A 12,807-nucleotide genomic window follows, 5' to 3' on the forward strand; every position below is an offset into this window, starting at 1 on the left:
CGGCTGCTTGCCGGCGACGATCACGTTGACGTAGTCGCGCGAGCGCAGGCAGTGGTCGCCGACCGAGAGCAGGGTGTTGGCGTCCGGCGGCAGGTAGACCCGCACCACCGACGCCTTCTTGTTCGCCACGACGTCGAGGAAGCCGGGGTCCTGGTGGCTGAAGCCGTTGTGGTCCTGCCGCCACACGTGCGAGGACAGCAGGTACGTCAGCGACGCCACCGGCCGCCGCCACGGGATCTTCTGCGACGACTCCAGCCACTTGGCGTGCTGGTTGAACATCGCGTCCACGATGTGGATGAACGCCTCGTAGCAGTTGAACAGCCCGTGCCGCCCGGTCAGCAGGTAGCCCTCCAGCCAGCCCTGGCACAGGTGCTCGCTCAGCACCTCCATGACCCGCCCGCCGGCCCCCAGGTTCTCGTCCGTCGGCAGCAGCTCGGCGTCCCAGGCCCGGTCGGTGACCTCGAACACCTCGGACAGCCGGTTGGACGCCGTCTCGTCCGGGCCCATCAGCCGGAACGTGCTCGGATTGGCGGCGATCACGTCGCGCAGGAACCCGCCGAGCACCCGCGTGGGCTCGCTCGACTGCTCCGCCGGGGCCTTGACCTCGACCGCGAGCCGCCGGAAGTCCGGCAGCCGCAGCGGCTCCAGCAGCTCGCCGCCGTTGGTGTGGGGGTTGGCGCTCATCCTGCGCGGGCCGCTCGGCACCGTGTCCAGGATCCCGGCGACCGGCCGGCCGTCGGAGCCGAACAGCTCCTCCGGCCGGTACGAGCGCATCCACTCCTCGAGCATGCCCAGGTGGGTGGGGTTCTCGCGGACCTTGGCCAGCGGCACCTGGTGCGCGCGCCACGTGCCCTCGACCGGCAGGCCGTCCACCTCGCGGGGCCCGGTCCAGCCCTTGGGCGTGCGCAGGATGATCATCGGCAGTCGGGCCGCGTCGCCCGCCTTGTAGGCGGCCATCTCCTCGAACGCCAGGTCCAGCGTGCCGGCCATCTCCTCGTGGTCGGCGCCGACGAGGTGGGGGCGGTAGCCGTAGCCCTCCATGAGCTTGATCAGCTCCGGCTCCGGGATGCGGGCCAGGACGGTCGGGTTGGCGATCTTGTAGCCGTTGAGGTGCAGGATGGGCAGGACCATCCCGTCGCGGCGGCGGTCCAGGAACTTGTTGGAGTGCCAGCTCGCGGCCAGCGGGCCGGTCTCGGCCTCGCCGTCGCCGATGATGCAGGCCACCACCAGGTCGGGGTTGTCGAAGGCGGCGCCGTACGCGTGCGCGAGCGCGTACCCCAGCTCGCCGCCCTCGTGGATCGAACCGGGCGTCTCCGGCGCGACGTGGCTCGGGATGCCGCCGGGGAAGGAGAACTGGCGGAACAGCCGCCGCATGCCCTCCACGTCCTGCGACACGTCCGGATACCGCTCGGAGTACGACCCCTCCAGCCACGCGTGCGCCACCGCCGCCGGGCCGCCGTGGCCGGGGCCGGCGATGTAGATCATGTCCTGGTCCCGCTCGCGGATCACCCGGTTGAGGTGCGCGAAGCAGAAGTTGAGGCCGGGCGTCGTGCCCCAGTGGCCGAGCAGGCGCGGCTTGATGTGCTCCGGCCGCAGCGGCTCCGTCAGCAGCGGATTGTCCAGCAGGTAGATCTGCCCCACGGACAGGTAGTTGGCCGCCCGCCAGTACGCGTCTATATGGTCCATGCCCCTGCTGATTCCTCGACAGGGCGGAATGAATCCCCGATAAGGTGCCGAACATGGAGTTCAGGAGCTCGCGCTGGTATTCAGGCAACGACCGGAACTCCTACATACACCGGGCATGGATGCGGCGCGGCCTGCCGCAGGAGGCGTTCGAGGGCGGCAAGCCGCACATCGCGATCGCCAACACCGCCTCCGATCTCACGTCCTGCAACTCCCACCTGAACGAGGTCGCCCGGAGCGTCATGAACGGCGTGTGGGAGGCCGGCGGCGTGCCGCTCAACCTGCCCGTCGTCTCCCTCGGCGAGACGAACGTCCGCCCCACCGCGATGCTGTGGCGCAACCTGGCCGCCATGGCCACCGAGGAGATGCTGCGCGCCAACCCCATCGACGGCGTGGTGCTGCTCGGCGGCTGCGACAAGACGATCCCGTCGCTGCTGATGGCCGCCGCCTCCGTCGACCTGCCCGCCCTCGTGGTGCCCGGCGGGCCCATGCTGACCGGGCACTTCCGCGGGGCGCCGCTCGGCTGCGGCACCGACGTGTGGCGGCTCAGCGAGGAGGTGCGCGCGGGCACGCTCTCCCGCGAGGCGTTCCTCCGGTCCGAGTCGTCCATGATCCGCAGCCGCGGCCACTGCAACACGATGGGCACCGCCTCCACCATGGCCTGCATGGCCGAGGCGCTCGGCATGACCCTGCCCGGCACCGCCGGCACCCCGGCCCCCGACAGCCGCCTGCTCGAACGCTCCCACGAGAGCGGCCGCCTGGCCGTCGAGCTGGTCAAGGAGGGCCGCCGCCCGAGCCAGGTGATGACCAGGGCTTCCTTCCTCAACGCCATCGTCACGCTGGCCGCCGTCGGCGGCTCCACCAACGCCGTCGTGCACCTGCTCGCCATCGCCGGCCGGCTCGGCGTCCAGCTGGACCTGGACGACTTCGACCGCACCGGCTCCGGCGTGCCGCTGCTGGTCGACCTGCAGCCGGCCGGGCGGCACCTGATGGACGACCTGTTCAGGGCCGGGGGCCTGGCGGCCGTGCTGAAGGAGGTCGAGGACCTGCTCGACCCGGCCGCGATCACCGTCACCGGGCACCCGCTGGTCGAGCACCTCGCCGGGGCCGAGATCTGGGACGAGGACGTCATACGGCGGCGCTCGGCCCCGCTGCTGCCCGACGCGGGCATCGCCGTCCTGCGCGGCAACCTCGCGCCGGGCGGGGCGGTGATCAAGCCCGCCGCCGCCTCGCCCGAGCTGCTGCGCCACCGCGGCCGGGCCGTCGTCTTCGACAGCGTCGAGGACGTCCACGCCCGCCTCGACTCGCCCGACCTCGACGTGGACGAGACCTCGGTGCTGGTGCTGCGCGGCTGCGGGCCCAAGGGCTATCCGGGCATGCCGGAGGTCGGCAACCTGCCGCTGCCGGCCAAGCTGCTGGAGAAGGGCGTGCGCGACATGGTACGCATCAGCGACGCCCGCATGAGCGGCACCGCGTACGGCACGGTCGTGCTGCACGCCGCGCCCGAGGCCGCCGCCGGCGGGCCCCTGTCCCGGGTGCGCACCGGCGACCCGATCGTGCTCGACGTGGCCGCCCGCCGCCTCGACGTGGACGTCCCCGACGCGGAGCTGGCCGCCAGGGAGCCGGTCATGACCGGGCACGCCCGGCCCGTACGCGGCTGGGAGCGCCTCTACGTCGAGCACGTCACCCAGGCCGACCGCGGCGCCGACCTCGACTTCCTGGTCGGCTCCGGCGGCGACCACGTGGGCCGCGAATCTCACTGAGGGGCTTAAAGACTCCGCTCCGCCATGCGCGGAATCAACCGCGGGGGGTACGGGGTTACGGGACGATGGAACCAGGCATGATCGGGTTGGCGACGCGAGGAGGAAGAGCGTGAACGGCGACATCACCCAGAGCCAGGAGTGGGCGGCCCTGGGCAAGCACCACGAGGAGCTGGCGGGCAGGCATCTGCGCGAGCTGTTCGCGGACGACCCGGGGCGGGCCGGGCGCATGACGGTGACCGCCGGCGACCTCTACCTCGACTACGCCAAGCACCGCGCCACGCAGGAGACCATCGACCTGCTCACGGCCCTGGCCGAGCGGGCGGGGCTGCGCGAGCGCATCGCGGCCATGTTCGGCGGCGAGCACATCAACGTCAGCGAGGACCGCGCGGTCCTGCACGTCGCGCTGCGCATGCCGCGCGAGGCGAAGCTCGTCGTGGACGGGCAGGACGTCGTGGCCGACGTGCACGCCGTGCTCGACAAGATGAGCGCCTTCGCCGACCGGGTCAGGTCCAAGGAGTGGAAGGGCGCCACCGGCAAGCCGATCGAGACCGTCGTCAACATCGGCATCGGCGGCTCCGATCTCGGCCCCGCCATGGCCTACGAGGCGCTGCGCGACTACGCCGACGCCGGCATCTCGGCCAGGTTCGTCTCCAACATCGACCCGGCCGACATCACCGGCAACCTCGCCGGCCTCGACCCGGCGACCACGCTGGTCGTGGTCAGCTCCAAGACCTTCACCACGCTGGAGACGCTCACCAACGCCAGGGTCGCGCGCCGCTGGCTGGTCGAGGCGCTCGGCGAGGACGCGGTCTCCAAGCACTTCGTCGCCGTCTCCACCAACGCCGCCAAGGTCGCGGAGTTCGGCATCGACACCGACAACATGTTCGGTTTCTGGGACTGGGTCGGCGGCCGCTACTCCTACGACGGCGCCATCGGCCTGTCCCTGATGATCGCGGTCGGGCCCGAGCGGTTCCGCGAGATGCTGGCCGGCTTCCACACCATGGACCAGCACTTCCGCACGACCCCGTTCGAGGCCAACATGCCGGTCCTGATGGCCCTGCTCGGGGTGTGGTATACCGACTTCTTCGACGCCGAGACCCGCGCCGTCCTGCCCTACAGCCAGCGGCTGCACCGCTTCCCGGCCTACCTGCAGCAGCTCACGATGGAGTCCAACGGCAAGTCCGTGCGCGCCGACGGCACCCCCGTCACCGCCCGCACCGGCGAGATCTTCTGGGGTGAGCCGGGCACCAACGGCCAGCACGCCTTCTACCAGCTCCTGCACCAGGGCACCCGGCTCGTGCCGGCCGACTTCATCGGCTTCGCCGAGCCCCACGAGGACCGCGAGGGCATGCACGACCAGCTCGCCGCCAACCTCTTCGCCCAGACCACCGCGCTGGCGTTCGGCAAGACGGCCGACGAGATCGCCGCCGAGGGCACCGCGCCGGAGATCGTGCCGCACAAGGTGATGCCGGGCAACCGCCCCACCTCCACGATCCTCGCCCCCAAGCTCACCCCCTCCACGCTGGGCCAGCTCGTCGCCCTCTACGAGCACATCGTGTTCGTCGAGGGCACGATCTGGGGCGTCGACTCCTTCGACCAGTGGGGCGTCGAGCTGGGCAAGAAGATGGCGCTCGACCTGGCGCCCGCGCTCACCTCCGACGAGCCGCCCACCGCCTTCCCCGACGCCTCCACCGAACAGCTGATCCGCAAATACCGGGAGCTGCGCGGAAGGCGCGCCTGAGATGGCGCACGACAAGGAGCAGGCGGGCGCGCTGGTCCTGTTCGGGGTCACCGGTGACCTCGCCCGCAAGATGCTCCTGCCCGCGCTCTACCACCTGACCGCCGACAGCCGGCTCGACCTGCCGGTCATCGGCGTGGCCAAGACCGACCTCGACCTCGACGGGCTGCGCGAGCACGCCCGCGAGGCCTGCGGCGGCGTCCGCGACGCGGCGTTCGAGAAGCTGGCGGGCAACCTGCGGCTGGTCGCCGGCGACTACCGCGACCCCGGCACGTTCGCCCGGCTGCGCGACGAGGTGGCGGGCAAGGGCTTCCTGGTCCACTACCTGGCGGTGCCGCCGTCGCTGTTCGCGCCGGTCGCCGAGGGCCTTTCGGGGGTGGGCCTCAACCGTGACTCGCGGCTCGTGGTGGAGAAGCCGTTCGGGCACGACCTCGACTCGGCCCGCAGCCTCAACGACGAGCTGCTCAAGCACTTCGACGAGGACCACCTGCGCCGGGTCGACCACTTCCTGGGCAAGGAGCCGGTCGAGGACCTCATGGTCTTCCGGTTCGCCAACACGCTGCTGGAGCCCATCTGGAACCGCTCCCACATCCGCAGCGTGCAGATCACCATGGCGGAAGACTTCGACGTACGCGACCGGGGCGCCTTCTACGACGCCAACGGCACCATCCGGGACGTGGTGCAGAATCACCTGCTCCAGCTCCTGGCCATCCTCGCGATGGACCCGCCGCCGTCCACCGACGCCCGGGCCCAGCTCGACGAGAAGTGGCGGGTGCTGCGCGCCGTCCAGGCCATCGCGCCCGCCGACGTCGTACGCGGCCAGTACTCCGGCTACCTCGACACCGACGGCGTGCGCCCCGGCTCCACCACCGAGACCTACGTCGCCCTGCGCGCCTACATCGACAACTGGCGCTGGGCCGGGGTGCCGTGGTGCATCCGCTCCGGCAAGGGCCTGCCCACCACCGACCTGGAGATCGTCGCCGAGCTGCGCAGGCCGCCGGTGACGATGTTCGGCAACGGCGGCGCCCCCGACAGCCCCAACCTCGTCAGGTTCCGGCTCCAGCCCGACGCCGGGGTGACGTTCGACCTGCTGGCCAAGGAGCCGGGCAAGCAGCACACCCGGCCGGTGCCGGTCAGCGTCGACTTCACCAAGGTGCTCGGGCCGATGGAGGCCGCCTACGAGCGCATCCTGGCCGACGCCGTCAGCGGCGACCCGCGCAGGTTCGCCAGGTTCGACCTGGTGGAGGAGTCGTGGCGGATCGTGCAGCCGGTGCTCGACCTGACGGACGCGCCGCTGCCGTACGCGAAGGGGTCCTGGGGGCCGGATCGGGCGGCGGAGATCCCGCCGGACGGCTGGCACGAGATCTCCACGACGTTCGACTGACCGCCTCCCACGCCCCTTCTCCCGCGTGCCCGGCGCCTCCCCTTCGCCCCCTACCTGATCGTCGCTCCCGGAGAAGACCTTCACCGGAGTGCGGTGGGTAGGAGGAGAGGGCGGGAGGTCCGGGAGGCCCGTGAGCAGGCGACGACCAGCGGCGTTCGACGGGGCGGCGTCCCGGGGTGACGATGGGGGGATGGACATCATGGAGTTGGTGGAACAGTCGAAGGACGCCGCGACCGTCAAACGCGTCTTCGGCGAGCCGATCCAACACGGCGACGTCGTCGTCATCCCGGTCGCCAGGGTCGCCCAGGGCGGCGGCGGGGGCCAGGGCCAGAACCGGGGCGAGAAGGGCGAGGAGGGCGGAGGCAGCGGCGGCGGCTTCGGCTTCGGGGCCACCCCGGCGGGGGTGTTCGTGCTCAAGGACGGCGACGCCCTGTGGCGGCCGGCCGTCGACGTCAACCGCATCGTCATCGGCGGGCAGCTCGTCGCGGTCGTGCTGCTGCTGACGCTGCGGGCCATCTTCACGAAGCGGCGCCGCAAGCGCTGACGAGCCGAGACGGCACACGTGCTGACCGACCTGCTCGACGACGCGGAGCTGCCCGGCCATGCCTTCCTGATGCCCGGGTCGAACCTGCCGGTCCGGGTGGCCCGGCTGGACGGCTCCGCGACGCTCGTACGCTTCCCGCCCGGCTGGGCCCGGCCCGAGCACGGCCACTACCTGGCCGGGGAGGAGTTCGTGCTGCTGGCGGGCGAGCTGCACGTCTCCGGCATCACCTACCTGCCGGGCCAGCACGGCTGGCTGCCCGCCGGCGCCCTGCGCCACTCCGGGGCCGCGCCGCGTGGCGCGCTGGCGTTCATGGCCTTCTCCGGCCCGGCCACCTGGGTGCGCAGCGAGCTCGACGAGCCGGACGGGCCCTCCCAGCGCACGCCGCTGGAGACCGTCGTCATCCCGAGCGGCGGCCTGCCGCTCACGCCGCACTCCGCCCTGCTCGACATTCCCATCCCGCTCGACCGGCCCGCCGAGATGATCACCGTGCCGACGTGGACGTGGGAGCGGTCCGCCTTGATCCCCGAGGGGAGGGTGCTCGTAAGGTGGACGCCATGACCTCTATGGCGCAGATCGCGGCTTTCGGTGGAGTGGTGCTGCTCGGGGCGATGTCGCCCGGCCCGGACTTCGCGGTGGTGGTACGCCGCTCGGCCGTCTCGGGGCGCGGGCCCGGCATGGCGGCCGCGGCGGGGATCGCCGTGGGCGTCTTCGCCTGGGTCGTGGCGGCCGCCACCGGCATCGCGGCCCTGCTTGCCGCCTCGGCCCTGGCGTTCACCGTGGTCAAGGTGGCCGGCGCCGCCTACCTGCTCTACCTCGGGGTCAGGGCGCTGCGCTCGGCCTGGCGCGGGGGCGGGGAGCTGCGGCTCGACGTCCCCGACCCGGGCGGGCGCGGCTCGTGGGCGGCGTTCGCCGAAGGGCTGCTGACCAACGTCCTCAACCCGAAGGCGGCGCTGTTCTTCGTGGCCCTGGTGCCCCAGTTCCTCAGCTCGGGAGCGTCCGCGCTGATGCTCTCGGGGGTGGCGCTGGCGGGCACGGTCGCCTGGTTCCTGGTGGTGGCCAACGTGGTGGGGACGCTGCGCAGGGTGTTCGCCCGGCAGGCCGTACGCAGGGCGGTGGACGGACTCACGGGCGCCGCCCTCATCGGCCTCGGCATCAAACTGGCCGCCTCCAGCCGCCCCTGACCTCCGGCTGCCCATGACCTCCGGCTACCCCTGACCTCCGGCCGCCCATGACCTCCGGCTGCCCCTGACCGCCTGCCGTTCCTTAGTGTCGGCCGTTCCTGACCGCTGACCGCTCCTGAGCGCCGGCCCGCGCGCACTATGCGGCGCGCGTTATTCGGCGCGCGTCATGCGATGGTCACGCCGAGCAGGTGGCCCAGCGCGAAGGTGACGGTGGCCGCCCCCACGCCCAGGGCGAGCTGGCGCAGGCCGCCCCGCCACCACGGCCGCGCGGTCATCACCGCCACGGCCGACCCGAACCCGAACAGCGCCACCACGCTCAACACCAGCGCCACCACCAGCCCGGACGCCCCGAACAGGAACGGCACCAGCGGCACCAGCGCCCCGACCGAGAACGCGCAGAACGACGAGCCGGCCGCCAGCAAGGGGGAGGGCAGGTCATCCGGGTCGACGCCGAGCTCCTCCCGGACGTGCACCCGCAACGCCTGCTCCGGATCGGCCGACAACCCGTCGGCCACCCGCTCGGCCAGCTCGGCGTCGAGCCCGCGCGCCCGGTAGAGCGCCGCCAGCTCGGCCCGCTCGCCGACGGGGTTACGGGCCAGCTCGCGCCGCTCGACGGCGATCTCGGCGCGCATCAGCTCGGTCTGGGACTTCACCGACGTGTACTCCCCGGCCGCCATGGAACAGGCCCCGGCCAGCAGCCCGGCACACCCGGCCAGCACCGCCCCCTGCCCGGCCCCCGCCGCGCCGACGACCCCGGCGATCAACGCGAAGTTGGACACGAGCCCGTCCATCGCCCCGAACACCGCCGGCCGCAGCCAGCCGCCGGTAACGTCCCGGTGGCTGTGGTGCTGCTCGGGGGGATGCGGGCGGGCGAGCTCGATGGTCATGCAATTCCTCCGTATATATACCCCTCTTTCTAGAAATGTGGCATATGCGGCCAAGATCCGCAACGAAGGAGAGGCTTCCCTGACCTGCGGAAACCCGGCCACAGGACCGCAGAGTGCCGTGCGGGCCAGGGCCGGCTCGCTGCCGGTCGTGCCGCTCCGGGAGGCGATCTGCCCAGCCGACTATAACGGTCCTGACCGTAAATAGGCGATTGTCGTACCGTCAGGACCCTTGCCGTTCGGCCGGAGGGGCGCTGCGATGATGGCCTCCCTTCCTGACAGATCGGAGACGACCGTGCGCATCGCCCTCGCCGGGCTGGCCACCAGCCATCCCTTCACCGACGCCCGCACCCTGGCCCGCCACGCCGAGCTCGTCGTGTGGGAGCCGGATCCCGAGCGGCTGCGGCGCTTCACCGCGGAGAATCCCGCGGCGAAGGTGGCGGGCAGCCTGGAGGAGGCGCTGGCGGGCGGGATCGACGGGGTGGTGCTGACCGTGCCCAACCCGCAGGTGCCGCTGGCGCTGGCCAGGGTCCTGGAGACGGGCGTGGCCTGCTTCGTCAACAAGCCCGCCGCCGCGGCCCGGGCCCAGCTGGACGAGCTCGACCGGCTGCCCATCCACGACCGCGTGCTGTCCGGCTCGGTGCTGCGCTTTGCCCCGGCCTTCGCGGGCGCGCGGGCCGAGCGGAGCGAGGTGCTGGCCGTGCGCGCCACCGTACGGCACGACGTGGGGATCTGGGCGACCGGCTACAACGCCTGGCAGGACACGCCGGGCGAGGGCGGCGGGACGATGGTGACCATGGGGATCCACGGCGTGGAGCTGCTGGTGGCCCTGCTGGGTCCCGCCGTCCGGCTGGTGGGGGCGGCCGGGGCGAGGCGGCACTACGCGTCGCTGCGCTCGGAGGACACCGGGGTGATGGCGTTGCGCTGGGACGACGGCATCACCGGCACGGTCGAGATCCTCGGCGTCTCGGAGTCCGAGTCGTACGCCGTCACCCTGCACAAGCGGGACTCCACCGAGACCATCGTGATCGAGGGCGGGGACGATCCGGTGAGGGGGCTCGGGTACGAGGGAACGATCGAGGCATTCCTCGCCATGGTGGGCGGGGCGCCCAGCCCGGTGCCGTGGCAGGAGACCAGGGCCGTGCTCGACGTGATCGTTTCGGCTCGCGAAAGCGCGCTCCCCGCCCGCGAGAGCGCCTGACCCGCTCCCAGGAAGCACCCCTGGCCGGGGCCGTCGCGGCGCCTGGCCCGAGCCCTTGGCCGGGCCGCAACGGCGCCTGGCCCAAGCCCCTGTCCGGGCCGTAACGCGCCTGGCCCGAGCCCCCGGCCGGGCCGTAACGGTGCCTGACCAGGTCGTGCCCGTTGACAGCCGGAGCTCCATCCGGTTACGGTCTGGACCGTAAATAAGGGATGGAGGAGACCGCGTGCGGACGACAGCGGAACTCGAGGAGCGGCTGGCACGGCCGAGTGCCGGGCTCATCGACGATCTGGGCAGGCTCGACGGCGACATCATGATCCTGGGCGCCGGTGGCAAGCTCGGCCCGAGCCTGGTGCGGCTGGCCCTGAACGCCGGCCGGGGAGACCGGCGGATCATCGCGGTGTCGCGCTTCTCCGAGCCAGGGCTGGCCCGGACACTCCAGGACGCGGGCGCCACCGTGGTGGCCGCCGACGTCGCCGACGACCGCGCCCTGCGCGAGCTCCCCGACGCGCCCAACGTCGTGTTCCTGGTGGGAGCCAAGTTCGGTACGCAGGGCCGCGAGCACGCCACCTGGTTCACCAACGCCTACCTGCCCGGCCGGGTGGCCGACCGCTTCGCCGGCGCCAGGATCGCGGCACTGTCCACCGGGAACGTCTACCCCCTCGTCCCCGTGGGCGGTGGCGGCAGCACGGAAGACTCGCCCGTCGGCCCCGTTGGCGACTACGCGATGAGCTGCCTGGGCAGGGAACGCGTGCTGACGCACTTCGCCGAGACGAACGGCACCCGCCTGTCGTTGATCCGCCTCAACTACGCGGTCGAGCTCCGCTACGGGGTGCTCGTGGACCTGGCCCAGAAGGTGCTCGCCGGCGAGCCCATCGACCTGGCAACGGGGCAGGTGAACGTGGTCTGGCAGGGCTACGCCAACGAGGTCGCGCTCCGGTCCCTGCTGCTGGCCGACGTACCGCCGTACGTGCTCAACGTCACCGGGCCCGAGCTCGTCTCGGTGCGCAGGGCGGCGCTGGACCTTGGCGCCGCGCTCGGCAAGGAGCCGGTGTTCACCGGCGAGGAGGCGCCGACGGCGCTGCTCTCGAACGCCTCCAGATGCCACCGCCTGTTCGGCTACCCCGAGCTGACCCCCGCCGAACTCATCGAGCACACGGCGCGCTGGGTCGCGGACGGCGGCCCGCTGCTCGGCAAGCCCACCAAGTTCGAACGCCGCGACGGGCGTTTCTGATCCGCGTGCTCACTTCAGCAGAAAAGAGGGGGACCCACGTGCTCAGCACGGCTCCAGAGGCGCAGACGTCCGTGCGCGACCTGTTCAGGCGTGGCCTGGTGATCCCGGCTCATCCCCTTGCCCTGACCGGGGACAGGCGGCTGGACGAGCGCCGCCAGCGTGCTTTGACGCGTTACTACGTGGAGGCCGGGGCCGGCGGGCTGGCGGTGGGCGTGCACACCACGCAGTTCGCCATTCACGGCACCGACCTGCTGCCGCCCGTGCTCGAACTGGCCGCCGCCACGGCCGGCGAGTTCCGGCGCAAGGTGGTGCTGGTGGCGGGCGCGACCGGGCCCACCGCGCAGGCGGTGGCGGAGGCCGAGCTGGCCAGGTCGCTGGGGTATCACATGGTGCTGCTCAGCCCGTACCGGGAGCTGGACGAGGACGGGCTGATCGAGCGGGCCAGGGCCGTGGGCGAGGTGCTGCCGGTGATCGGTTTCTACCTGCAGCCCGCGGTGGGCGGGCGCGCCCTGTCACGGGAGTTCTGGACGCGGCTGGCGGCGATCGAGTCGGTGGTCGGGATCAAGGTCGCCCCCTTCGATCGTTACCGCACGCTCGACGTGCTGCACGGCGTCGTACGGGCGGGGCGGGCCGGCGAGGTGGCGCTCTACACGGGCAACGACGACCACATCCTGGCCGATCTCATCACCTCGCACCGGGTGGTCGTGGACGGGCGCGAGGTGGAGGTGGAATTCGTCGGCGGGCTGCTCGGCCAGTGGGCGGTCTGGGTGCGGCGGGCCGTGGAGCTGCTGGAGGAGGCCACGCTGGCCCGCTCCGGCGACGACGGGGCGGTGCGCAGGCTGCTCAGCCTCGACGGCCACCTCACGGACGCCAACGCGGCCATCTTCGACTCGGCGAACGGCTTCCACGGGTGCATCCCGGGCATCCACGAGGTGCTGCGCCGGCAGGGCCTGCTGGCGGGCCGCTGGTGCCTCGACCCGGCAGAGGAGCTCTCGCCGGGCCAGCTCGCGGAGATCGACCGGATCTGGGCGGCCTACCCGTGGCTCCGCGACGACGACTTCGTGGCCGAGGGCCTGGACCGATGGCTCGCCTGACCGCCCAGGCGCCCCTGAACCACCGGGTGCCCCTCAACGGCCGGGCGTTCCTGAACGGCTGGGCACGCTATGACGGCCCGGCGCCCTTCAACGGTCCGGCTCGC

The 12,807-nt window shown here is 72.3% G+C and carries 11 protein-coding genes; 9 read left to right on the top strand and 2 right to left on the bottom strand.

The features are described from left to right. Nucleotides 1–1,686 (bottom strand): phosphoketolase family protein (locus ACTWPW_RS44280; protein WP_443172248.1); only part of this gene is annotated, 1,686 nt, incomplete at its 3' end. 53 nt (nucleotides 1,687–1,739) lie between these two features. On the opposite strand from ACTWPW_RS44280, the gene ACTWPW_RS44285 reads away from it, so the two are divergent. From ACTWPW_RS44285 to ACTWPW_RS44310, 6 genes are all read left to right on the top strand, one after another. Beyond that, nucleotides 1,740–3,446 (top strand): IlvD/Edd family dehydratase, encoded by a 1,707-nt coding sequence (locus ACTWPW_RS44285; protein ID WP_443172249.1) that lies wholly within the window; start codon nucleotides 1,740–1,742, stop codon nucleotides 3,444–3,446. 109 nt (nucleotides 3,447–3,555) lie between these two features. Continuing rightward, nucleotides 3,556–5,187 carry a glucose-6-phosphate isomerase gene (pgi, locus tag ACTWPW_RS44290; protein ID WP_375108529.1) on the top strand — a complete coding sequence of 544 codons (1,632 nt, stop codon included), beginning with the start codon at nucleotides 3,556–3,558 and terminating at the stop codon, nucleotides 5,185–5,187. Between the two features lies 1 nt (nucleotide 5,188). Then, complete coding sequence (zwf, locus tag ACTWPW_RS44295; protein WP_443172250.1) at nucleotides 5,189–6,568, top strand: glucose-6-phosphate dehydrogenase; 1,380 nt, start codon at nucleotides 5,189–5,191, stop codon at nucleotides 6,566–6,568. Between the two features lie 199 nt (nucleotides 6,569–6,767). After that, a complete protein-coding gene (locus ACTWPW_RS44300; protein WP_443172251.1) occupies nucleotides 6,768–7,112 on the top strand; it encodes a spore germination protein GerW family protein in 345 nt (114 codons plus the stop codon). 18 nt (nucleotides 7,113–7,130) lie between these two features. Next, a complete protein-coding gene (locus ACTWPW_RS44305) occupies nucleotides 7,131–7,670 on the top strand; it encodes a hypothetical protein (protein WP_375108527.1) in 540 nt (179 codons plus the stop codon). Continuing rightward, nucleotides 7,667–8,293, top strand: coding sequence for a LysE family translocator (locus ACTWPW_RS44310; RefSeq protein WP_375108526.1), 627 nt, complete (start codon nucleotides 7,667–7,669; stop codon nucleotides 8,291–8,293). Before ACTWPW_RS44305 ends, ACTWPW_RS44310 begins: the two co-directional genes overlap by 4 nt. 164 nt (nucleotides 8,294–8,457) lie before the next feature. On the opposite strand, the gene ACTWPW_RS44315 is transcribed toward ACTWPW_RS44310, so the two are convergent. Beyond that, on the bottom strand, nucleotides 8,458–9,180 hold the full coding sequence (locus ACTWPW_RS44315) for a VIT1/CCC1 transporter family protein (protein ID WP_375108525.1): 723 nt from the start codon (nucleotides 9,178–9,180) through the stop codon (nucleotides 8,458–8,460). Nucleotides 9,181–9,472: 292 nt separating this feature from the next. Between ACTWPW_RS44315 and ACTWPW_RS44320 the strand changes: the two genes are divergently transcribed. From ACTWPW_RS44320 to ACTWPW_RS44330, 3 genes are all read left to right on the top strand, one after another. Further along, a complete protein-coding gene (locus ACTWPW_RS44320; RefSeq protein ID WP_443172252.1) occupies nucleotides 9,473–10,378 on the top strand; it encodes a Gfo/Idh/MocA family protein in 906 nt (301 codons plus the stop codon). 223 nt (nucleotides 10,379–10,601) lie between these two features. Beyond that, on the top strand, nucleotides 10,602–11,609 hold the full coding sequence (locus ACTWPW_RS44325; protein WP_443172253.1) for an NAD-dependent epimerase/dehydratase family protein: 1,008 nt from the start codon (nucleotides 10,602–10,604) through the stop codon (nucleotides 11,607–11,609). 38 nt (nucleotides 11,610–11,647) lie between these two features. Next, nucleotides 11,648–12,703, top strand: coding sequence for a dihydrodipicolinate synthase family protein (locus ACTWPW_RS44330; protein ID WP_364126354.1), 1,056 nt, complete (start codon nucleotides 11,648–11,650; stop codon nucleotides 12,701–12,703). Nucleotides 12,704–12,807: the final 104 nt, after the last annotated feature.

The sequence above is a fragment of the Nonomuraea sp. KM90 genome (assembly GCF_052246675.1).
In the GTDB taxonomy this organism is placed as follows: Bacteria; Actinomycetota; Actinomycetes; order Streptosporangiales; family Streptosporangiaceae; genus Nonomuraea.